The sequence below is a fragment of the Desulfogranum aggregans genome (genome assembly GCF_055398265.1).
In genome coordinates, this window is record NZ_AP042447.1 from 1,795,579 (window position 1) to 1,818,740 (window position 23,162).

The following is a 23,162-nucleotide window of genomic DNA, read 5'->3' on the forward strand; positions in this document are numbered from 1 at the left end:
TGTTTTATTTACAGGTGAGATAAAAAGTCCCATATTATTTGGTTGAATATGTAGGCACAGTCCTGTTCAACATTTAAATTATCGTTTTTGGTTGATGGCTGTGGCCTCTTTTGCCACGCAAACTCGTACCTTTGACTATGTGGCAAGCGATGTCCCCAGCCGATCCGTGTTGTACGCAAGGTTTCTCATCCAAATTTTTGCCGTTGCCATTGCCAGGCAAACTGTTCTTACGAGTAGATTTCCTGTCTTCTGAGTGTGCATACCGAAAACATGCTCAACCCTTACGCGAAGCTTCGACTTGGTCCTGTTGTTCTTCTGGTCACGAGCTGTCAGTTTTCGATTCCGAGTTCCTTTGCGATGGATGTGCTCCCGATAACCTGCCTCCCCTGAGGCTTATATACAGTCTTTGGAATAGTAAGCTGAGTCTGCCCTGACATTACGATTCGTGTCTTCCGCCAGTATTTCTTTGAACATATTACTGTTATAGACAGAGGTGTCAGTTACTTTCCAACCGCAGATGAGTTTATGCTTAGCATCAACGGAAATATGATTTTTGTATCCAAAAAAAAGATTTCCTATTCTTTTTGATCCAGCGATCGTCAACATTTTTTCTCCGCCGCTTGTTCTTGCCCCATTGAATCGGGGTCTTGCCTTCGCCCTTTATCTGCTCATTTTCTTCACGGCTGTTAGGCTGTATCGGAGTTTTCACAATAGAAGCTGTCAATCAGCATCGAAAATTGACCCCCTATCAGCGCCCAAAAATGACCCCAAAAAGTCAAAGACTGCTTTATGGTTATTTCCTTCTATCTATCTCACCTTATACAAGGAGCGACGCTCTTGTTTCATGAAATAATTATTTTATGAAATAAATATTCCCTCAACAGTTCGCTTTTTCAAAAAAAAATCATATGTAATCAATTTGTTATTGTCTTATGAATGCCGATCGCGATACTCATAAAACATCACCTTGAAGAGCTCGGTCATGGTCATGTCGTTCTCCATGGCAAACAGCTTGACCTCTTTATGGAACCTGGCCGGCACCTTAAACTGCATCGGTTTGTATTTCTCTTCAGGTGGCTGGGCTGAGACAGGTTCATCATAGGTTTTGTCGGCCAGGGACTCAGCCAAAGCATCTGCTGCCGATGGATCGATCTTTTTCTTCGGCTTTTTAAATGACGTTGCCATTATTGTGCTCCCTCCAATATCTCTAATACCTCATCCACAAAAGATGTAACCTCGGCCAAGGCTTTTTGATTCTTGGTTTCAATCACTGATAGCCCACTGGGAACAACGTCTCGGTAGACCTTACGATAGTAATTGACCGACTGCAGTTGCTTGAGCTCAGCAAACTCATTCACGTAACTGACGAATTCTTCTCGCTCATTACCCATTACACTAGGATTGGTGTTGGCCATGGCATGATACACATACGCTTTAAGGCTGGGATTCAAGTCCCTTACCCTCACCACCTGCTCCTGCAGCTCATTGAGGGTGTCCAGGTCTAATTGTGAGGCCTGGTGAGGCGCAATCAAAAGGTCAGCCACGGTGGCCCCGGTAATCAGCTCCCGTGAATTCCGCCCTGCTACATCAACCACCACCATATCAAATTTGTCATTCAAAATGCCCAGGTCCGAGGAAATGTTATTCTCCTTGGACACGACGAGTAATTCCGGCTGGTGCTGCTCTTCAATTCGGTACTGGTGCCACTTGGATGCACTGCGCTGACGGTCCGCATCAACCAAAACCACGTCCATTCCCCTCACTGCCAAGCCAACAGCCAGATTGGTTGCCGAGGTTGTCTTTCCTGAGCCGCCTTTGTTACAACCGACGATGACGATCATCCCCTTCCTCTTAGTATGAAGTATACATGGTTGGTCAGCCAATCATACATACTTTCATGATTGGCCGTAGCCCACTCTCTTGCGAATGCAATCAAACAGGTTGAACGCCTGTTAAACAATTAATAATTTCATATAATCACTATATCAATATTTATGCAATTCATTATTTAATGACAGAGCCAAACCCCACCAATAAAGATGAAAAAACGATGACATAACTGCAGACACCTACCCTTTAATGATTTACTGATTGCATAATTTCATAATACAAAGTGTGCTTTCCGCCAGCGTTTGACCAATTCTTGAACACCTTACTTGCAGTGGTTGGGTTGTGGATGAGCTTCAGGGAGGAGGCACAAATTTGCTGGAAGTGATGACGTCTTTGACTTCAAGAAGAGTGCGGAGACTCCCTCTCATACGTCTAGAATATCTTGAATGGTTGAAACGAGTTCATCTGCACTGACGGAATCGCCAATTGCCATTGAATGGATCCGCCCAGGATCGCTATTTCCGCATTCGACAGGGTTGGGATGGAGTAAAATATCGGCGAGGTCTTCCGCTTCCTCTTCTGACCACCCCAAGACCAATACGGGCTTCGTGTTACAGGAGTCATGCATTATATTCTTCAGTTCCGTGATATACACCCTATCCCGAGACAAGCCGTATTTACGCGCAAATGATGTACTTGAAAATATCGTCAATTCGGCGTCTACAATATCCCAATCCGGTTCGTAGTTTCTTTTATTCGGCGGCAGGACGAGCACAATATCAGAGTCCATCATTCTCCCGCACGCATACTCTTGAATAAACTCTACCTTCTCAATGTGATAGCTGAGCGGGTAAGATACATCCTCAATTGACACTTTCTTTTGAGTCGTCAACAGGCTGGATAAAGTGGCCTGCAATTCGGACATATCTGACCTGTGAATCATAAAAACTCTAATGGGCGCGTCAACCATATATCCCCCCTTTTTTGCTCACGGCCTGTCTATCGCAAATGAGACGCACAGTTGTTGTGGAATACATCGGTTTCCGCCAGGGCAAAATAATGGGCTCTTGTTTCCATTGTAACTGATGAGCGCACTAACAAAAAATCTCTGAGCAAGTATGCTCTTGGCGGGTTGACAATGAAGAAATCATACCCTTTCTTCACCTTGGGGAACACTCACTTCTTTGAGTTCCTCTGGCGTATAGTAGCGAAAATCAACCTTCCTGCTGAGTTTTTTGGTTAACGCTGAAAACTCCATGGTAATCTCCCTGGCCTTCTCCATTAGCTCGGCCCCTTCTTCATACGAAATCCCGCCAGGCTCACCAAGCCGTCCCTTAAAATTTGCATAGGCCTGGTCAAACTGGCGTAACACGTTGAACATTATACTGCCCAGGGGAGAGTTGATCTTCACGACCCTGGCCCCCCTCTCCTTAGCCATAGAGATTTTTCGTTCAAGGATCTCTTCCCGACTGCGCTTGGGGCGTTGCTGTACACCTGAGGTTGCACTATTCATACTGTTCCCATCTTTCTTCTGGTTCTCCATGTGCTCTCCTTTTTGCTGTTGCTATTGAATTTGCTGTAAATTTTTCTTCACCCGGTGCTGCCTCCACCTGTCGAGGACATAGGCCGCCAGATACGGCAAGAGTGCAGCACAACACATTCCCACCGCCGTCTCGGTGGCAAGCGGTACCAACCGTGGCAGAATCTCCAGATAGCCATAGTAGATTCTCTCCGGACGGCTGAACCGCTGGGCAAGAGCCCACACGTATTCCGGAGTACTCAGCTTAAAGACTACCTGATACACCACATAGACCAGGAACCCCTTGAGCAGGAGCACCACACCTCTGCCGATGAACAGTGAATTGATCGCCCTCCTGGTAATATTACCCACGTAGTACCGGCTTATGTAGACGCAGAGAAGGGTGTTGATGACCAGGGCCAGGTAAGGAACGAGGGCGACCATTGCCTTGACAAAGGAATCCGAGGTATCGAAGACAAAGGGGAGGAGGTAAAAGGAAAACACCGGGAAGAGCAGAATAATAACCAGCCCTTCGCCAAATCCGCTGCGCATGCCGATCTTAAAGAGCCCCAGCGAACCCTCCAGGGTGAGAAACTCTGCCGGTATATCCTGCCCCTGGCTTTCAATCACGTAAAACTGCTGGATTTCCGAGATAGCGCTGATGAGGTTCCGTGGCCGATAGCCACCGCTTTCGCCAAAGGGAATAATCGTGGTGTTGGTGGAGTAATCGCCCCTTGCTGACATAACCGCCCCTTTATCCTTGGCCCTGAAAGATCTCGACCGAGCTAAAATTCTTGATCAATCCTTTTTTCTCTCCTTCCATTTCTGCAAGCGCGCCAAATGCCTCTGCCAGAAACGGGGTGTAATACCCCTTCATGGCCGCCTTTCCGCCCTTCAGGTGAATGGTGAAGTAGCCGCCGAAATAGCGCTCCTTGATAAGGCCCGGAGCAATCAGTCCCTCATTACGGAAGTGGTCCACTATGGCCAACAAGACCCGCTGCATGGTCTTGTCCTTCTCAGCCATGGTGGCAATATCCATTGCCCCTGCCTTTTCGGCCTGCCCTCTGGCCACCTCCTCCATGAGCTTAGGTTGCACATAGACATATCCATCGGGCATGGAAAAGGCCTTGAACCGTCTTCCCTGGACCAGGTTAATCGAAGGTTTGAGCGCCTCCAGGAAAGCCTGGCCATCAAACCAAGAGGAGATATTGATCTGCTGCCGCATGGGACCGTTGCCCCCGGAGGCAGCCCGCTCACGCTCGCCGTCACCATAGATGTCAGCATCTGCTCGCCGTGCCAGACCGTTTTGCGACATCGACCGCTGGCCCGGCTGGGAGACCGGCGGCCCCATTTTTTCCGGTTGCCCTACGTGGGAAGTTGGAGATTCATGGAGAACTTCTTCAATCGCTTGCGCGGATGCAGCCCTCCCCTGCTCTTCCCTGTCTGGTCCGGCCACGGCTACCCCCTCATCGAGTTCCTGCTGCCGGGCCTTTTGATCGGCCTTTTTCAGCATCTTGCCAATGAGCCCGTCCGCCTTCATATGGTGTTGCTTGATGGCCTTGGAGATCTCCTCTTTGCGTGCCAACTGTTTAAACAGCCCGATCTCCGCCAGCACTCGGCCGGCAGCCAGAGGATGCTCACCCAGGCTGTAGAGGTGAGGCCGGTTGGATGGCAGCTTGCCCAGGTCATGGGCCAGGGCCGCTATCATCGCATCGGGGATCACATGCTGCGCTTCGCCCTCGATCAGGAGCGAAACAATCTGCTCACCCACATGTAAGCTATGGTCGAGCAGGCTGGTCCTGCCCAGCAGGGTGTAGGTGTTGCTGTCCCAGGAGGCCTCCACGTCATTGGCCGGATTGACCACGGACGGGCAAGGGTCCTCCTCCTCGAGCATTCGCAGGATCTGGTAACAGATTTCCTGGTGGGCCTCGGCCTGGTCGAACCACGGCTCACTCACGATGTAGGCGTCAAACCATTGCTGCACCCCGGTGTACTTGAAGCGATAGGTGGATCGCTCAGCAGTATTGATGACACTTTTTCGCCATAACGGGGCAAGGTCCTTGATATGGATTTGCCCTGAACGCCTACTCGCAGCCCACAGCCTGGCAAGCTCGCCTAGGGGAATCTCCTGCTGCTGGACCACAACCTTTCGCCGTTTTCCGGACCACAAGAGCAAAGCAACAGCGTAGATAGCCAGTGCGAGGATGATAGAGAGCAAGGCCCCGTTCATGCCAGCGCCTCGGTGATATCCGGAAAGACAACCTTGATGGATGCCTCGGACACATCCTTGGTCACCCCGCGGTATACACCGCCGTAGGTGGTGAGAAAGAACTGGCGGGGAGCCAGGTGCAAAACCTCGGTGTGTTTGATCCGGGTTTCTTCAGTCTCGCGAATTGACAGGCCGCCGCCCAGGGAGATGATCGGGCTGTAGGTGCGTTTTTCGCCCAGGTGGGTGGAGACATACTTGGCGGTTTTGCTGTCGGGCACTCGCATAAACAGCTTGGTATTGCAACAATCAAGGATGGTATTGGCCCGGTCCTGGCCGATCTCTGCATACAACTGGCTGAGTGACTGGCAATAGCCATGGATAAAGATGCCCGCCCCGCCGGCCTTGGCAAAGAGGTCCTCAATGCCGTGATAGAGCACTGACTGCGCCTCATCGATGTGGAGCGCCAAGGGCGGTATGACCCGTTTATCACTGGAATAACGTCGGCCGACAAAGGCCTGGATCATAGAAACCAGAACCTTGCCTGCGGAATAGGCCGCCCGTTTGGTAAGGAGCGAGCCAAGCTGGACTACCAGGATGACCTGCTTGCCAGCCTCCAGCCGTTCGATGAACCGGTCCTCTTCGGCATGGCCGATGATCCGGCCGATATTACCGGAGGTGAGTTCGGTAAGGGCAACCCGTAGCGAGCTTCCGACCTTGGAGTTAAACTCTGCCGGGGTCATCAGGATCTTGCCGAGATCCCGGGAGAGCTGCTCTGCTTCCGGGTGATCGATATAGTCGAGCTTCTCCTTGAGCCCTGCCAGGTCCTCATGACCGATATTGTTTTTGATATCGCTGAGGTTAAACGAGGATTTCTGTCCGGTGGCCCGGGCGAGCATGATCAGCGACTGCACCACCAGCAAACTGGTCTCGTAGGCAACGGAGTAGTAATAGGGGTCCTTCCCCACGGCCACCCCGGCTGTGATATGGGCAACCAGCTCTTCGACCATGTAGTAGGAGGCAAGCGGGTCAAGGGTTGCGCTGTACTGGGGGAAGATCGGATTGATCAGCATCAAGTCCTCCTGCCGACCGGTTGCAAAGGCGACCTGGACAATCTTGGAGAACAGGTCGGCATCCCCCTTGGGATCGATTGCCACCACCGAATACCCCTTGCGAATATCCTGCTCGATAATGTTTTCCATGCAGCGGGTCTTGCCCACCCTGGTGGTACCAAAGCACCAGAAATGCCCCTTGCGATACCGGTCCGGATAACTGATCGGAACGATAGTCTCCGGCGTTTCCAGATTGATCCCGGTACCCAGCTCCACCCTGCATTCCCTGGTATTTTTTCGGCCGAACAGCATGCGGTTGCTCGTTATTGTTGGTGGTCTCGCACGACCTTGACCTGGATGTGTTCTCCCAATTCCCTGGCCGCTGCCACGATCACCCTTTTGGGGAGAAAAACGCTGGACTCCACAAAGCTCTTCTTGCCCACATAGCGTTTCCTGCAGCTGAGCCTGATGTCCCGGCCATGAGGCTGCTTGTCACCGATGAGCTGTTCAACCAGCGTTTTCGAGACCCGGTCCACGGTCAGCTGGGTCCGGGGTGTATCGCCAACCATGACCGCCTCAACCCGGCGCAGGTGAAAGGCCCGCCGCTCACCAACAGACAAGCGATACCGCTCATGGGGCCCCAGCAAACGCAAGGGGCAGCGGGCATAGAGGACAACCCCGAACTCCATCTCTAGCTCTATATCTAGCTGGTACTCCCTCCTGCCAGCCACCTCGCCCCAGACCAGCCTGTTTTCCCTCCGCTTGTACCTGCAGACCTCCTCCATGCAGGCTGCCATGCTGAGGTTCTTGTCCAGTATCCGCTTGATGGTCTTCCACCCCCGCATGGCGGTCAGGTCGATCGGGGTCTGCACAAGACCGGTGGGGTGATCATGGTAGCCCACCGCCGAGAGACGGCCCTCGGCAAAGACCACTACCACATTTTTCTGGTGCCAGCGGGAGAGCATGGAGGAGAAGGTGCGCTCGATCTCGGCAATCACCTGCCCCCTGCTCAGACCGTACTTGTCGACAAAAGCGCTGATTATATGGCTGTATGTAATATCCATGGCTGGTCGCGTCGGTAACATTCCCTCCTATCTACTCTTTCCCGGTGGCGGAACATTTTTGGTTGCATTTTCAGCAAAAAGGGATAATTTTTCGTATATTATTCCACTTGATTCATTCAAGTAATCCCGTGCATACGGGAACTAGCTGGACTCCGGACAGGATGTTTCATTGCAGCAGCAAACCTCTCCTGGTTCGTGGATGATCCTTGGAACCCATGTAGAGCCGTAAGGCCTGTTCAGGCGCAGCGTTTAATCGCAGAGGCGAACGTCCTGCATCCCCCTGCAGAAGAGATGCACCTTTCTGCATCCGACTTTCCCGAGAAAACACGTCCATGAACGATGCGTCCCTCTGACGCTGCACGATTGTCGTGCCCTAACTGGACATTTTTCTACAGGCAACACGCCGCCTCGCCACTGAGGCGCGAATGTAACTAGCAACCAACCCCACACAACGGGAGTGAGATCACATACTCCCGACAGGGGTACTGTTGTTTCACTCCAGAACTCAGAGGAGGAAACAACCATGGCAGAAAAATTTTCCCAGAAAGTAGAACAGATCAACGAGCGGCTTCGCGCCTTTGGTCCTGAGGCTGTGCAAGAGATCAAGTTCACCGATCGAGATGGCAAGCTCATAGGTCAAGTACGCTACGGCTATAAACCGCAGTATGTTTTTGATGCGGTTAACGAGATCCTGCAGCCGGAGAACTGGCGCTACGAGATTGTCAGTAAAGAGATCTTTGATTTCCAGGCAGTAGTTGAGGTACGGCTCTTTGTCCGCATCGAGGGTGAATGGCTTTGCAAGGGGTCACAAACCGGGCAGATGAACATCGTCAAGAAGAACGTTGGTGACGCCTATAAGGGCGCGGTGACCGACGCGATTCAGAAATGTTTGTCCCTGCTTTCCATCGGCTCCGACGCCTACCGCGGCCTGCTCAAAGCAGTGTTCTCCAGTGATCCACAGAGGAGCAGAACCCCACCATCATCCCGGCAGCAGCCCCAACACCCGCCTGCTCAACGCAACCAGACGCGCGGGCGACCAAAGAAACCACCGGAATCACAGGCACAACCTGCATACCAGGACCCACCACCCCATGGTGCTGCTGATCAACTCCCCCATGACCTGCCACAGATTACAGGGGTCAATTACCAGCAGAGAAACGGCAGAATCGTCGCCACAGGTGACACCTTTGACAAGAAGGAGTTGCTCAAGGCAGATGGGTTCCGCTGGGACAGGTCTGGCAAGCATTGGTACAAGGAGGTAGCTGTACATTAACTGTACATTTCATATTTGATGAAATAACTGAAGGTTACAACCCATTGAGGGAGATCCACACGCTCCCTCAGGGGAAATCCGTGTGTGCTCCCTCGTCTTATCAAGGAGTGATCACATGGATATTCGCGCAACCCTCCACAGCAGCCTGCAGCTGCTCTCCCAACAGCATACCCAAGAAACCCTTGGTGACCGTAAGCAATACCTGGGCGCATCCGATATCGGCTACTGCCCGCGGAAGGTCATTCTCGAACGAATCAACTCACCAGAGCACGACCTGGCCACCCTGCTTCGTTTTCAACGGGGACACATGGCCGAGGACATTGTGGCGGCTGCTTTTACCGCCGCTGGTTTCAGCAATTTCGAACGACAGCTGGAGATTGACATCTCTACCGACGCCACACCGATCCTAGTGCACATCGACTTTGTGTTCACCTCGGAGTCGCAAAAGATCAAATCCATTTTAGAGGTAAAGGCCGGCAAGGTACCGGACGGGCCATACAGCTCCTGGGAAACGCAGCTCTATCTCCAGATGGGAGCCCTGGCAGAGCAATACCCTGCCTACACGGTCAAGGGAGCACTCCTGTCACTTGACCTCAGCGAGGGAGAGGTTGGTTTCTTTAACGGCTACAGCCCCCGAGCGGGCCTCTATCAGGGGTTGAAAAAACGTGCAGTCTGTATCTGGAACGACTACCAGAATACCCTCAAAGGCCAACCGGCACAGCCGAAAACAGAGCCTGGACCGCTTTGCGGCTTCTGTGACCATATCACGACCTGCCCACGATTTGAGGCAGACGTTATCCCTGAGATGGATGAGATGATTGTCGAATTCCAGGAACTCAGGACTCTTGAAAAGAAATACAAGGACAAGGTAGCGACCCACAAACACATCCTCTTTGCCATGGTAAAGGCACGGGGTGACTTTTGTGCCGGCGGGCATCTCCTGCGAAAGGCGACCAGAACTCGCCAGAATCTGGATATAGCCGGCCTGGAAAAGTTTCTTGTTGAAAATGGGACCTCGCTGTCAGCGTTTCAACTCCCGAGCACCTTTTCCTTCCTGGATATCAAGAAGACACCGTCAAAAATTAAATAGAATACTCTACCCAACCCGACCGGGGGAACAGCATTCCCCTTAAAGGGGATCTTTCTGTTCTCCGGGCTCATTCGAACTCGAACTTTTCAAGGAGAACACCATGCAAAAAACTCTACTTATCGGCAACCTGGGTAAAGATCCGGAACTGCGAGAAGTACAGGGTAAACCTGTCTGCGCCTTTTCCATGGCCACCACCGAGCGGTGGAAGGATCAACAGGGAAACCGGCAGGAACGAACCGAATGGCATAGAATCGTCGCCTGGTACGAACTGGCCACCACCTGTGCACGTTACCTAAAAAAAGGCTCAAGGATCTATATTGAGGGGAAAAACAGAACCCGAAAATGGACGGACCAGGGTGGCGTAGAACGTTACGTCACCGAGATTGTCGCCCGCAAAATGGAGATGCTGGATACCGCCAATAGCGCCACCTCTGATGGTAACCAGGGCAATCCTCCGCAAAGCTTTTCCGACGATGTACCGTTTTAGGAGGTAGTCGTTACCCACCCTTTCCCCAGGGGAACCTTCCCCTGGTAGGGCATTGGTTCCCCTTCGGCTATCGAGGAGGACGAAACAATGCTCTATGTTCTTGAACAAAGCGGCCAATACGCTCTGGCACCTACAGAGAAAATCCTCGCAGCTGCCACCACCATCAGTAAGGCGCGGCTGCAGGCGGGTGTTCAGATCAACTCGTCACGCGACGCCATTGACGCCATAGCATGGCAATTGCGGCCCTACCAGGTGGAGGTCTTTGCCTGCCTCTTTCTTAACAGCAACCACCAGTGCCTCGGATTTGAAGAGATCTGCAGCGGGACGATCAATGCCAATGTGATCCATCCGCGCGAGGTGGTCAAACAGGCGTTTGCACTCAATGCTGCGGCGGTTATCCTGGCCCACAACCACCCCTCGGGCAACCCGACGCCCAGCAAACAGGACAAGGAACTCACCACGCTGCTGGTCAAAGTCCTGGAGCCTTTGCGCATACAGGTCCTGGACCATCTGGTAATTGGCGATGAGGTGGTCTCCTTTGCTGATCTCGGTTTTTTCCGCTAACTAACCATCCCTTTCACAGAGGGGCAATTCGCCCCGACAAGGGAGACTTGCCCCTGCACCACGGAGGCAAGACATGCACCCAGAACCACGCTCACCCACCACAGCTGTTGCCACCCCCCTGGAGCGGGTGACCAGTCTGTTGCTCAGTACTGTTCAGGGGGATATCCTTTTCATTCGCACACCGCACGCGACTACCGTTTGCCAACGCGCTACCAGAAATACACGGAGTAAGGTACTCTCCTGGCTGCACCTGGCAGGGAGAGCCCCCACAGCGATTTTTATCGCTGGCAAGGTCTCGAAGCGGGGCGGTTGGTTTCAAGTCATTGACAGTAACCAGGCGCAAGGATTGCTCACCATCTGGATAATCCAGGAACTGCAGCGTGGCGTGAGCACCACACAGATAAACCAGACGTAAGTCCTCCCTGACCGACAGGCAGGATTTCCCTTATCAGGGGCAACATACCTGCCCCGTCGGGGTGCGTATCTTGTCCCTGATTTCTTTTTTCAATCAAGGAGACAAGACCATGACCCGAAATATTTCCATCCTTTCCAACGACCAAATCATTGAAATGGCCCCTGCAGCTGGTGCCTGGGGACCAATTGATGGTGTATCCTCCAGGTATTCCTTTGTCCCCACTGTCACTGCTGTCGATCTGCTTCGTGATGTAGGGTGGCAGCCGATTCATGCGGCGCAGAGTGGAGTGAGAAAGAAAGAGCGTGAAGGGTACCAGAAACATCTCATCCGGTTTGCGCAGCCAGACTTCATCATGCAGGACGAGCGAATTGATTTGTTGCTCTACAACAGCCATGATCGCGGCTGTTCCTTCAAGCTCATGGCCGGCATTTGGCGGTTTGTCTGCAGCAATGGGCTGGTTGTTGGCGATGAATACGCCAATTTCAGCCACAAGCACGTTGGGTTCAACCCTGGCGATTTTATGCATTCGGCGGTCCAGATCGCCGGTTCCGTTGGCGAGATTGCCGGCCAGATGAATGCGTTCAAACAGATCGAGCTTCATCCGGAGGCCCAGGACATCTTTGCCGAGGCAGCACATAAACTCATCTATGATGAGCCTGAGCAGGCACCGATCCAGCCACATGATCTCCTGCAAGCCCGTAGATCGGAGGACAGAGGCAACGATGTCTGGGCGACCTACAATAAGATTCAGGAGAATATCATTGATGGGGGGATCCGCGGAGTAAAAGTCAGTGGCAATGGACGCCGGAGACGGGTGACAACCCGACCGGTAAAGGCCCTTGATAAGAACCTTAAGCTGAACCAGGCATTATGGGTCATTACCCAAAAAATGGCACAGCTTGCGAACAATCTCCTCTTGTAAAACCCACAGCCGCTTCCTTTCAGGGAGGCGGCTTTTTTTATGGGCGGAGTTTAATTATCACGGAGAGTTGGTAAGAAATGAAGCGCATCAAAGCATGCCAGCTTGACTTTAGTCCACGCATAGCATATGCTATGTCTATAAATAGACTACCAGGGGTTCAAAATGATACTTCCACTACTGAAAGAAGAAAATTTAACGATTCCACAAGTAATACAGGAAATTGAAAATGGACTGCCGTTATCAACTTTCATCGCAATACGTGATGAACTTGGGATAACGGATAGAGAGCTCTCTCAAGTAATAAGAATTCCCAAAAGTACGCTTGCCACCAGAAAAAAAAGGGGCAGGTTTTCATTTGAAGAGTCAGAGCGACTGTATCGGGTCCAGCGTCTTATAGAAAAAGCTGTCGATGTACTTGGTGATATAGACGTGGCTCGAAAGTGGTTAAAGAATAACGCATACGGCCTGGGCGACGTTTCACCACTTGAGTTCGCACAAACGGAGGTCGGGGCAAGGGAAGTCGAAAACCTCCTTGGCCGCCTTGAACACGGCGTTTTTTCTTGATGGAGATATCTTCCTATCGACTGGTTAAACAACGACACGCCGGTTCTGCTTTTGATGGAGAAGGTGCCAGGCTCTATGGTGGTCGTTGGAACAGCCCAGGAACACCGCTTGTTTACACATCAGACTCTCTTGCCCTTTGCTGCCTGGAGATTTTTGTCCATTTGCCATCGTATGAGTTGCTGTACGACTATGTCTACATGCAGGTGAGTTTCGATGCTGAGCTTGTCGAAGATGCTCAACTGGCTGTTGGATGGGAGTCCAGGCCCGTATCCAAGATGTCACAGGCAGTAGGCGATCAATGGGTGAGTGCCAACACCTCTCCTGTTCTTCGGGTGCCGAGTATCATTATTCCGGAAGGTATAAATTATTTGTTCAACATAATCCACCCTGAGTTCCAAAAAATCAAAATTGGCAGAGAGATGCCGATTGATTTTGACCCGCGTTTACGCAAATGAATAAGAAGCAGAAAATGAGAGACAACATACTCATTATCGATATTGAAACTACGGGCTTTCAACGTGATGGAGGGAGTATTGTAGAGGTAGGGATGGTTTCTCTTAACCTCGAAAGTGGGCAGACCATTACACTCTTTGATTCTACCTGCCGCGAATCTATTCTTACAGCCAAGCACAGAGCAGAACCCTTTGGCTGGATCTTCCGCAATTCAAGCCTAACGATTGAGGAAGTTCGGAAAGCACCACCATTTGAAGACCTCAAGCCAGACGTGCAGTCCATCATTGACAATCATCCTTTGGGAGCAACCGCTTATAATCGATCTTTTGATTTTAACTTCCTTGAAAGCAGGGGGCTTCGATTCGGGATCAAGCTTCCCTGCCCCATGAAACTGTGTACACCGATTTGCAAATTACCGTCTCTGCATCCAAGTCATGGTCTTTATAAATGGCCTAAAGTTGAAGAAGCCTGGCAACACTTCTTTCCGGCTGAACCATATGTGGAGCAGCATCGCGGTGCTGATGATGCCTTACATGAAGCATGGATTGTGCATGAACTGTATAAAAGGGGAGTATTTATTCAGCTCTGAAGGAGCAGCATCTTGTTACCCGCTCAAAACCGAGCGACTAACTAATTGATTTCATAATGTAAATACACATATAGCATTTCAATGATTTTCTGTTTCATTGTACCCTCGTCCACTATTATAGTTATACTCCTCCATTCACATGGACAAGGACATACAGTGACAGAACAGTACCATGATGAGGCACAGGTACAAACGTTATGAGTAAGCACAGCGAATTCCTCCAACAGTGCCTACTCCTAGACATTGAGGTAAATGAGAAGAATGTCATCTATTCCATTGGCGCTGTTTTGGGAGACCAAGCCTTTCAGAGTGAAAGTGGCAAGGCGGTTGACAGCGTTACCCTCAGCACCATAGACACGCTGTCCCAAGAGGCCGAGTTCGTCCTTGGGCACAATATCCTGGCCCACGACATCCCGCGCCTCCATCAGACAGCTCCCTCACTCAAGCTCCTTCATAAACCAGTAATAGACACGCTCTACCTCTCCCCTCTCGCCTATCCGGCCAACCCCTATCATCGACTGGTAAAAAATTACAAGATCGTTCGCGACAGCATCAACAACCCGTTTGAAGACGCAAGACTTGCCGGCCAAGTTTTCTGCGAACAATGGGAGGCGTTGGTCGATCAGCTTGACAATGGTTCTGAGGCACCGGTCTTCTATCGTAGCTTTCTCCAGAAAGAAGCAAAGCTTGCAGGAACAGCCGCTGCCCTGGAGGCAATGGGGATTCCCGCACTCACCGGAAATGACCTCTATGAAGCCTTTGCCTGGTTTGCGAAAAAATACGTCTGTGCCACTGCGGTTGAACACCTCCTCGACCAACTGTATGACAAACAGTTCGACAATCCAATACTGGCGTATGTCGTGGCATGGCTCTCCGTTGCCGGGGGTAATTCCTTACTGCCACCATGGGTCAGGCACCAGTTCCCACAGATCGGTCCTTTGCTCCATCAGCTCCGCGAGGTCAACTGCGAGGAGCCTGCCTGCGAATACTGCGCAACCAACCATAATCCACAACACTTCCTGCAGAACTATTTCGGTTTCGATGATTTTCGGCCCCACCCTGCGACGCCAGAGGGAAAAAGCCTCCAAGGAGAGATAGTCAAAGCCGGAAACCGAAACGCCTCTCTCTTCGCCACCCTGCCTACCGGCGGAGGCAAGTCCTTGTGTTACCTGCTGCCAGGGATCATGCGCTATCAACGCCGTAACCTCCTAACCATTGTGATCTCTCCTCTGCAGGCCCTGATGAAAGACCAGGTCGACAATTTCTCCAAGTTGACCGGCACCAAGATCGCCACCGCCCTCTATGGGATGTTGACCATGGTCGAACGGACAGAGGTTCTGGAGTCGGTGCGACTCGGCGACGCCGGCATCCTCTTTGTATCGCCCGAACAGCTCCGCAACCATACCTTTGTCTCCACCCTGAACCAGCGGGAGGTTGGAGCCTGGGTCTTTGACGAAGCCCACTGCCTCTCCAAGTGGGGCCATGACTTCCGGCCGGACTACTTATATGCCATACGGTTTATTCGCGAGTTCGCCAGTAAAAACAAAACCCAAATCCCTCCAGTCCAGTGCTTTACAGCGACAGCGAAAAAAGATGTTCGCTCAGAAATCATCGACACCGTACAGAGCGAGCTTGGTCTTCGGGTTAAGGAGTTTGAAGGGGGTCATGAACGGACAAACCTGCAATACGCTGTCTACCCTTCCGCAACCCATGAAAAGCGGCAGGTAGTGGCGGACCTCTTACGGGACCGTTACACTGGTGAGGGTAGTGTCATCATCTACTGTGCCACTAAAAAAAGTACCGAGCGCTGGGCTGAATTTCTCCACGACCTGGGGTATTCGGCGGAAGCCTTCCATGCCGGTCTCGACAGTTCATTGAAGAAACGTCTTCAGGAAGGTTTTGTTAACGGTGAGATACCGATCATTTGTGCCACCAATGCCTTTGGCATGGGGATTGACAAAGATGACGTACGCCTGGTCATCCACGCCGATATCCCGGGATCGCTGGAAAACTATCTGCAGGAGGCCGGGCGGGCCGGTCGAGACCGAGAACAGGCCGAGTGTATCCTGGTCTTTGACGAACAGGATATCGAAAAACAGTTCCAACTGGGCAGTTATTCACGGCTGACCAAGCGGGAAATCGCCCAAATGCTTCGTGGTATTCGCTATGCTTCCCGGGGCCATCTAGAAGTTGTCCTTACCTCTGGAGAACTCCTTCGCCAAGACGTGGTTGATATCGACCCCGATGATATCCCGGACGCAGACACCAGGGTGCGAACCGCCATCGCCTGGCTGGAGCGCGCCGGTTTTCTGGAGCGCAATGAAAACAAAAACAAGGTATTCCAAGGCAAACCACTGGTCAAAAACCTGCATGAAGCAGCTGATCGTATCAACGACCTGAACCTCTCGCAACGACAGCAGGACCGATGGCTCGCGATCATTAGCGCGCTAATGGACGCAGAAAAGAAAGATGGGTTCAGTGCCGATGAACTGGCCGGACTATCCGCCTTTGCCAAAGATGCAGGAGATATCGACCAGGAAACAGAGACCCAACGGGTCCTCAAGACACTCCACGACATGGCAGAGGCCGGTATTCTCTCTAAAGAGATGACCATGAGTGCCTATATCCGGTACAAGGTCTCCAACAATGCCAAACAACAGCTGCAAAGGGTCTGCGAGTTGGAACGGGAATTCATCAAGGTCCTGGAACAGGAGGCGCCGGAAGCAGAAAAAGATGTGGCCCTGGCCCTTGATCTCCGACAGGTGAACCAGCGGTTGTTCGACGCTCGCTTTGACTATAGCAACCCAGAGGTCCTCAAGCGCCTGCTGCATGGGTTGAAAAAGGATGGACGTGGGCTGGCCGGGCAAACCGGAAGCATGTCCGTCCGCGCAAAAGGCGGGAACTGTTTTTCCGTGTACCTGCACCGTGACTGGGAATCGCTCAAAAAAACGGTCAACATCCGTCAACAGGCTGCCACTGCATCCTTGCAAACCATCCTGGAAACGATCGCCCCAGCCGAAAAACCAAATGCCAACTTACTGGTTGAGTTTTCCTTGGAGCAACTCGTCGAAGGCCTGAAGAAGGACCTGCTTTTGTTACCATTGTTGAAGAAACCGCTGGCTGCGGCAGAGCGAGCGTTAATGTTCATGCATGAGCAGGATGTTCTTGATCTGCAGCAGGGGCTTGCCGTATTTAGCCAGGCGATGACGCTCCAGCTCAACCCGGAGGCCCAAAAACGCCGATATACGGTTACAGATTTTACTCCCCTCGACACGCATTACACAGAACGTAACTTTCAGATCCACGTAATGAATGCATACGCCAGGATGGGACTTGACAAGGTAAGTACCGCCATGCGCTTGGTCAGGGCATATTTTGATGCCGACAAGGATGAATTTGTTCAACGTTACTTTCCCGGTAAAAAGAAAATGCTGGAACGGGCCACCAGCGAGCAGTCCTACCAACGCATTGTCGACGACCTCAACAACAAGCAGCAATCCGCCATAGTGGCTGCTGCACCAAATAAAAACATGCTCGTCCTGGCTGGACCTGGAGCAGGAAAAACCAGGGTAGTCATCCACAGGGTTGCCTACCTGCTCCGAGTTGAACGCGTCAAACCTCAATCTATTCTGGTTCTCTGCTTTAACCGCAGTGCGGTAATCGGTCTGCGAAGACGGCTGAGAGACCTTGTTGGTAACGATGTTGGCCAGGTAACCACCCTCACCTTCCATGGTTTGGCCCTGCGTTTAACCGGCAGGTCACTGGCAGCTGCTCAGCAAAAGGGACAAGAAGAGTTCGACTTTTCAGGACTGATCAAGGATGCCAACCTGCTCCTTAAAGGTGAGAAAGATGCCCTGGGCATTGCAGGTGAGTCAGCAAGGGATGTCCTGATTGGTCGCTACAGCCATATCCTGGTGGACGAGTACCAGGATATCGATGAGGATCAGTACGAACTGGTTGCCCTCCTTACCGGCAAGACTATTGAAGAAAGTGATCGGAAAATGGCTATCATGGCCGTTGGGGACGACGACCAGAACATCTATCGTTTTCGCGGTGCTAACATCGGCTTTATTCGCAGGTTCCGCGACGATTATCAGGCAGACATTCACTATCTTGTCGAAAATTATCGTTCAACTGCCCATATCATTGCTGCCTCCAATGACCTCATTCGGCACAATGTTGACAGGATGAAGACCGATCATCCGATTCAAATCAACCAAGCGCGAGTGTCCCTGCCGGCAGGTGGTAATTTTACCATCAATGACCCTGTGAGCCACGGAAAAGTGCAAGTGCTTAGGGTAAAAAAGAGAAGAGCTCAGGGCTATGGACTTTTAGAGGAACTGAGACGGCTGCAAACAATTGAGGGAGACTTTGACCTGGCAAACTGCGCCATCTTGGCTCGGGAATGGAAAGAACTCGGATTTGTACGCTCCCTGCTAGAACAGGAGGGAATACCGGTCAATTTTCACTGGGGCAGAGGGGGTGGGTTTCCCAGCCTATCGAGAATCCGTGAGCATGCGGTCATTTTAGATTTTCTAAAAGAACAGCGTTTGCAGTCTTTTCCTGGCTCCGCCCTGCTCCCCCTTCTCCCGGAAAAAGAAGAGGAAGATAACCTCTGGCAGGCAAATGCCCGGCGAATCATCGACGAATGGATAGAAGAGACACGGAATAGCCCCCAACCTGCCACAGTTATCGAGGATTACCTGTATGAGGTTTTCTCCGATCAGCGGCGGTCGAGGAATCTGGGAAATGGTATCTTTCTCTCAACCGTACATTCCGTCAAAGGGCTTGAGTTCGACCATGTATTTGTCCTGGGAGAAAACTGGAATACAGGTAAGGGAGACGAAATCGAAGAAGAACGGCGCCTCTTTTATGTTGGCATGTCAAGGGCTCGCCAGACATTACATCTCTTTTCCCTTCATGACCAACCGCACCCCCATCTATCGCTGCTAAAAGGTGAATACCTGGCAGAAAGAGAGCTGTTACCGTTAATGGACAGTAATATAAAAGAGAAGCAGTACCTCTTGCTTGGAATGAAGGACCTGTTTATCGATTTTGCCGGAATCAGGCAAGGACATCACCCCACCAGAAAAGTGCTCACACGTTTACAACCTGGAGACCAGCTTAGGCCTGTCCTCGTTAAGGGACATATAGAGCTTGTTAATGATACTGATGTGCCGGTCGGGTGCCTGTCAAAAGCTGCCTATTCGGTCTGGAGTAGCAAACTGCGCAGTATTCATAAAATGACTGTTGTGGCAATGGTAAAACGATGCAAGGAAAATATTGAGGATCCTTCTTTCAGCAAACGATGTCACGGTGATACCTGGGAAGTACCCATTGTTGAGGTTTGTTTTTTCCAAGGATAAACTGAAATAGTTGAAAGCTGACCCGACTGATTGAAGATGCAGGTCCTGACCCTACCTTGCAGCCCATCATAGAATTTACGGAATAGGAAGGTAGGAAAAAAGTAAAGTTGACGGTTTGACCAGGATGTTAATCTTGGTAGCGCTAATGTAAACTTTAATTAGTCTCCGACACTGTTCAAAAAAAGCCAGCTCTGAGTGTGTAAGCAATACCTAAATACCAATGGTTAGACAACATAACAGGCCGATATCAGAACGCTGTAGAGATAAGATAAAAGTGGTATCCCACGTAGCATATGAGAAGGGTCGCTCCTTCGAGGCGGTTAATGCGCCCTGGACCTCGAAAACCAAAACCAATGAAAAAGAGGGAAACGGTCAGCACGGCCATCACCATCAGGTCCCTCTTGAACACTTCTGGTCCTACGGCCATTGGGTAAATCACCCCAGCGATACCTACGACCGCTAGAGTATTGAACAGGTTGGACCCCAGGACATTACCCAGAGCTATATCATGTTCCCCTTTACGGGTAGCTATCACAGACGAAGCCAGTTCCGGCAGAGAAGTGCCGACAGCGACGATGGTCAGGCCAATGACAAGGTCGCTGACCCCAAAACCATGAGCGATCGTTACTGCGCCCCAGACAAGAATTCTGGAGCTTACAATGAGCAGCATCAACCCCAATATCAGCCAGAAAATCGCTCGCTGGATGGGCATGACGTGAGTAACCAGTTCCTGTTCAATCTCTCTTGCCAGCGCATCTTCTTTCCTCTTCATCCCCTGGTGGAAGGTCCAGACCATTAAGCCGCAAAACACGCAAAGCATAAATATAGCATCAATCCTGGAAATATTGCCATCCCAGAGTTGTCCCGCGGATAGAGCAGTCACCATTGTAAGTAGTGGGAGCTCCTTGCGTAGGACTTGTGAATGAACGGTTATTGGACTGATTAATGCGGTTACTCCCAAAATGAGTGCAATGTTAGTGATGTTTGAGCCATAAGCATTACCAAGAGCAATCCCAGGATTTCCCTGAGAAGCGGCAAGTGCCGAAACGACCATTTCTGGAGCGGAGGTTCCGAACCCGACTATCAACATGCCAATCAGCAATGGTGGCATACCGAAATGGCGGGCAGTGGACGCAGATCCTTCGACAAAGCGGTCTGCGCTCCAAACTAGAAGCGCCAACCCAAAAAATACGGCTATAAAGGCCAGTGTCATACAATTCCTTTTTTCATATTAGACAAGCTACAGTAAGACGCCTGATTAGCTCCGCCAATTACATTCAAATGTTGGTGGGTTAATTTCGTTCTTTCTTTGCCATTCTTGCCAATTCTATACCTTAGATTTTATTCGACCACTTGAGCAACACCAGCAATTTTTAACTAGTGCCTGAAAAGTAACCGAAAAAATGGCACTAAATCTGGTCGATACCACTACAGATGACTTGACACTACCCATTGGCAAAAAAATATTAAGCCCACTTCAGGAATGGAGCAACCGCCATCTGTAAATTTCCCTCTAGAGTCCAAGCTAGCTTTCTTCCGCAGTGACTTTACCTACTTCCTGTGCAGGTATACCTGCTTATTTGGATGGATTTGCACAGAAATGGAGCAACCGCAAAGAAAATATATCCAAAGACAATCTACAGTCGAGGTGTAAGAAAAAATTCGAACTTGATACTGAAAAATATCAGATGGTATCGGAACTACTACATCTAAGTCATTCCCTTGTCTCGCAACTCCTGCAATGCCTGATCCGATTTGCCAAGATCTCCAAGACCCATTGCTTTGAGAACTTCTGTTGTTTTGGTGTACTGGATGTTCTTGTACTCGACTATCTGAATATGGTTGCCCCAGGGATCCATGAAATCAAGGAACGGACCGGAGAGAATTTCTACTCCCTTTTGCTCCAAGATTTTCCTGACTTGATCCTTGTCTTCGACCACCAAACCAAAGTGACGGTGATCATCTCTGGATGTCTCGCCGGTCTCCATTAGGGCTAGAAACTGATCACCCATATCAACAAATGCAGAACTGCTTGTTTTGCCTCGCAGCTCAATTGAAAAAATACTGGAGTAGAATTCGAGAGCTTGATCGATGTCACCCACTTCCAAAGCTACATGATTTATTCCAACAAGTTTAGGTAATTTCATCTATTTTCCTCTATTTTCTTATCCTGTAACTATGCCTATGATGAAATTTCTCACATACTATGTTAAGGTTCTGTTCGGGGGAGTGTCCAGCTATTTCCGCACATCTGATTTCGAGGTAGCTGTATAATTGATTCTTTTCCTTTCTTTCAATTTTCGATCAAGAACAGCAGAGGGGCAAAATACAAGGTTGCGAGCGTTAGCGAGCACTCGAGGCTTAACTTGTTTTGACACTGCTGGGCTCCCTTAGGCTACCTCCTTTTGTTTTTCCTACTCCTGCTGCCTCAGCAATTGCATATACAAATAACGCTTATTGCTCTATGTCGTTCCGGCTAAATGGCGAAGCGGATAGAATTGATCGGAAATAGAGCAACAGCAGATCAGAGAAATCCAAAGATCAGTTAACCCCATTCAATGATTACCGAGCTTGACATTGCCACTACGAAGGTGAGTAATCTACCCATTGTCCCCAATAGAAGATTTCTAGACTGTTAATCAACCCAAGGATTGATAACGTTGCCCCCCGCTGCTTGGAATGGGCCGACGTCTCTTGTCGCGACGCTAAATCGGTTAGCAGCCGCAATAGCCGCAATATATCCATCTGCTGCTGCAATCGCTAAACCGGTGGATTTTGCTTTTACCATGATCTCAGCATAAACAGCTGTGCGGGCCACATCAAACGGAAGCACACGCCCTGAAAAAACCAGTGGTGCTTTGATGCATTGTGCTCGGGAATAAAACAGCTTGTCTTCGTTGGGTACACACCCTTCAAATCAAGAGATTGCCTGCTCAGCTATTACCCGCACCGTATTTCAAATGGCCCCCTTGAAGGGCTGAACAACAAAATCAAGACGATGAAGCGCCAGGCCTATGGATTCCGGGATAATGAGTATTTCAAATTATGACTCTATGACCTGCATAGCTCCAGGTACACGTTTCCCGGATGAACCTTAAAAATGCGCTACATGGTACTTACCACCATGTGAGTTCCCGTCACTTGCCAAGGTATCTTGCTGAGTTCTGCTATCGGTTCAACCGAAGATTTGAGTTGCATACCATGGTCGACATGTTGGCATACATGGCAGTGCGAACACCGCCGATGCCACAGCGTCTCCTAAAGTTGGCTGAAGTTCGTTGGTAATCACGTTTTGATTATGGCTGACCTGGTTCTGATTTCCACCTTTATTCTCAACTCCAATGATAGCCATGCTCATTGCGCAGCCCTAAATAAATGCAATACAATGCGTTTCAAAACCATTGATTTTATTATTGCTTTTTTTTTATTGCTCTGTAAATGTATGATCATATTGTTTGAAGATGGTCAGCGCCCCGGCAGCTGGTTGCATAGCGCTGACCGGCGTGGGAGATGTGCTCAAAACAGAGGCGCTGCCAAGGACGAAAATGGCATTTGCAGAACCTATATTCTGTCACCCATTCAGCCTTCACCTTTTTTCAAACGCCCCAAGCTTTATTGCGCAAAGGCAGAACTTATTGCACTCCAGCATGTTTGGAATTTTGCGGGAAGACTTTGGGAATGAGGTGCTTTTGTTTTAACGGCCTTGTCCTCATTTTGAGTCCGCATCTTTAAGCGATTTACTGTTATAAATCTCTGACTCTGCCGTAG

General features: G+C 50.5%; 21 protein-coding genes and 4 pseudogenes. 13 read left to right on the forward strand and 12 right to left on the reverse strand.

The window, feature by feature from the left end; translation table 11 throughout:
- Positions 1-135: 135 nt before the first annotated feature.
- The 9 genes and pseudogenes from ACZ52Z_RS08180 to ACZ52Z_RS08220 all read right to left on the reverse strand — a co-directional run bounded on the left by ACZ52Z_RS08180 (position 136) and on the right by ACZ52Z_RS08220 (position 7,692).
- Positions 136-606, reverse strand: a pseudogene (locus tag ACZ52Z_RS08180) (transposase).
- 324 nt (positions 607-930) lie between these two features.
- Positions 931-1,185, reverse strand: coding sequence for a hypothetical protein (locus tag ACZ52Z_RS08185; protein WP_464270249.1), 255 nt, complete (start codon positions 1,183-1,185; stop codon positions 931-933).
- Complete coding sequence (locus tag ACZ52Z_RS08190; protein ID WP_464270250.1) at positions 1,185-1,841, reverse strand: division plane positioning ATPase MipZ; 657 nt, start codon at positions 1,839-1,841, stop codon at positions 1,185-1,187. Before ACZ52Z_RS08190 ends, ACZ52Z_RS08185 begins: the two co-directional genes overlap by 1 nt.
- 413 nt (positions 1,842-2,254) lie before the next feature.
- Positions 2,255-2,755: a hypothetical protein gene (locus ACZ52Z_RS08195; protein ID WP_464270251.1), complete on the reverse strand. Its 501-nt coding sequence runs from the start codon at positions 2,753-2,755 to the stop codon at positions 2,255-2,257.
- A gap of 222 nt (positions 2,756-2,977) precedes the next feature.
- Positions 2,978-3,373: a recombinase gene (locus tag ACZ52Z_RS08200; RefSeq protein ID WP_464270252.1), complete on the reverse strand. Its 396-nt coding sequence runs from the start codon at positions 3,371-3,373 to the stop codon at positions 2,978-2,980.
- A 21-nt stretch (positions 3,374-3,394) separates the two neighbouring features.
- Positions 3,395-4,093, reverse strand: a complete 699-nt coding sequence (locus ACZ52Z_RS08205) for a hypothetical protein (protein WP_464270253.1) — start codon at positions 4,091-4,093, stop codon at positions 3,395-3,397.
- 10 nt (positions 4,094-4,103) lie between these two features.
- Positions 4,104-5,579, reverse strand: a complete 1,476-nt coding sequence (locus ACZ52Z_RS08210) for an HD domain-containing protein (RefSeq protein WP_464270254.1) — start codon at positions 5,577-5,579, stop codon at positions 4,104-4,106.
- On the reverse strand, positions 5,576-6,919 hold the full coding sequence (locus tag ACZ52Z_RS08215) for a type IV secretory system conjugative DNA transfer family protein (protein WP_464270255.1): 1,344 nt from the start codon (positions 6,917-6,919) through the stop codon (positions 5,576-5,578). Before ACZ52Z_RS08215 ends, ACZ52Z_RS08210 begins: the two co-directional genes overlap by 4 nt.
- A gap of 11 nt (positions 6,920-6,930) precedes the next feature.
- Positions 6,931-7,692 (reverse strand): hypothetical protein, encoded by a 762-nt coding sequence (locus ACZ52Z_RS08220; protein WP_464270256.1) that lies wholly within the window; start codon positions 7,690-7,692, stop codon positions 6,931-6,933.
- A gap of 502 nt (positions 7,693-8,194) precedes the next feature.
- Here ACZ52Z_RS08220 and ACZ52Z_RS08225 point away from each other — a divergent pair.
- The 10 genes from ACZ52Z_RS08225 (at position 8,195) to ACZ52Z_RS08270 (ending at position 19,394) form a co-directional block, all read left to right on the forward strand.
- Complete coding sequence (locus ACZ52Z_RS08225) at positions 8,195-8,944, forward strand: hypothetical protein (RefSeq protein WP_464270257.1); 750 nt, start codon at positions 8,195-8,197, stop codon at positions 8,942-8,944.
- Between the two features lie 115 nt (positions 8,945-9,059).
- Positions 9,060-10,034: a PD-(D/E)XK nuclease family protein gene (locus tag ACZ52Z_RS08230; protein WP_464270258.1), complete on the forward strand. Its 975-nt coding sequence runs from the start codon at positions 9,060-9,062 to the stop codon at positions 10,032-10,034.
- Positions 10,035-10,134: 100 nt separating this feature from the next.
- On the forward strand, positions 10,135-10,521 hold the full coding sequence (locus ACZ52Z_RS08235; protein ID WP_464270259.1) for a single-stranded DNA-binding protein: 387 nt from the start codon (positions 10,135-10,137) through the stop codon (positions 10,519-10,521).
- 87 nt (positions 10,522-10,608) lie between these two features.
- The gene (locus tag ACZ52Z_RS08240; protein WP_464270260.1) at positions 10,609-11,085 is read left to right on the forward strand and encodes a JAB domain-containing protein; all 477 of its coding nucleotides are present in this window, start codon (positions 10,609-10,611) and stop codon (positions 11,083-11,085) included.
- Positions 11,086-11,158: 73 nt separating this feature from the next.
- Entirely contained in the window at positions 11,159-11,500 is a 342-nt protein-coding gene (locus ACZ52Z_RS08245; protein WP_464270261.1) for a hypothetical protein, read from the forward strand.
- Between the two features lie 109 nt (positions 11,501-11,609).
- Complete coding sequence (locus ACZ52Z_RS08250) at positions 11,610-12,422, forward strand: DUF932 domain-containing protein (protein WP_464270262.1); 813 nt, start codon at positions 11,610-11,612, stop codon at positions 12,420-12,422.
- Positions 12,423-12,584: 162 nt separating this feature from the next.
- A complete protein-coding gene (gene parS, locus ACZ52Z_RS08255) occupies positions 12,585-12,986 on the forward strand; it encodes a type II RES/Xre toxin-antitoxin system antitoxin (RefSeq protein ID WP_464270263.1) in 402 nt (133 codons plus the stop codon).
- On the forward strand, positions 12,986-13,441 hold the full coding sequence (locus tag ACZ52Z_RS08260) for an RES family NAD+ phosphorylase (protein WP_464270775.1): 456 nt from the start codon (positions 12,986-12,988) through the stop codon (positions 13,439-13,441). The genes parS and ACZ52Z_RS08260 overlap by 1 nt, the downstream gene beginning before the upstream one ends.
- Before the next feature lie 14 nt (positions 13,442-13,455).
- Positions 13,456-14,028 (forward strand): 3'-5' exonuclease, encoded by a 573-nt coding sequence (locus ACZ52Z_RS08265; protein WP_464270264.1) that lies wholly within the window; start codon positions 13,456-13,458, stop codon positions 14,026-14,028.
- Positions 14,029-14,225: 197 nt separating this feature from the next.
- A complete protein-coding gene (locus tag ACZ52Z_RS08270) occupies positions 14,226-19,394 on the forward strand; it encodes a RecQ family ATP-dependent DNA helicase (RefSeq protein ID WP_464270265.1) in 5,169 nt (1,722 codons plus the stop codon).
- 247 nt (positions 19,395-19,641) lie between these two features.
- Here the strand turns inward: ACZ52Z_RS08270 and ACZ52Z_RS08275 are convergent, their stop codons facing one another.
- From ACZ52Z_RS08275 to ACZ52Z_RS08285, 3 genes and pseudogenes are all read right to left on the reverse strand, one after another.
- Positions 19,642-20,607 carry a calcium/sodium antiporter gene (locus ACZ52Z_RS08275; RefSeq protein ID WP_464270266.1) on the reverse strand — a complete coding sequence of 322 codons (966 nt, stop codon included), beginning with the start codon at positions 20,605-20,607 and terminating at the stop codon, positions 19,642-19,644.
- 496 nt (positions 20,608-21,103) lie between these two features.
- Positions 21,104-21,541: a VOC family protein gene (locus ACZ52Z_RS08280; RefSeq protein ID WP_464270267.1), complete on the reverse strand. Its 438-nt coding sequence runs from the start codon at positions 21,539-21,541 to the stop codon at positions 21,104-21,106.
- Positions 21,542-22,029: 488 nt separating this feature from the next.
- Positions 22,030-22,242 (reverse strand): annotated as a pseudogene (locus ACZ52Z_RS08285) (PIN domain-containing protein); the annotation flags it as partial.
- Positions 22,243-22,245: 3 nt separating this feature from the next.
- On the opposite strand from ACZ52Z_RS08285, the pseudogene ACZ52Z_RS08290 reads away from it, so the two are divergent.
- The 3 genes and pseudogenes from ACZ52Z_RS08290 to ACZ52Z_RS08300 all read left to right on the forward strand — a co-directional run.
- Positions 22,246-22,443 (forward strand): annotated as a pseudogene (locus tag ACZ52Z_RS08290) (transposase); the annotation flags it as partial.
- A 41-nt stretch (positions 22,444-22,484) separates the two neighbouring features.
- Positions 22,485-22,679: pseudogene (locus ACZ52Z_RS08295) on the forward strand (transposase); the annotation flags it as partial.
- Between the two features lie 13 nt (positions 22,680-22,692).
- Positions 22,693-23,076, forward strand: coding sequence for a hypothetical protein (locus ACZ52Z_RS08300; RefSeq protein WP_464270268.1), 384 nt, complete (start codon positions 22,693-22,695; stop codon positions 23,074-23,076).
- The last annotated feature ends 86 nt before the right edge of the window (positions 23,077-23,162 follow it).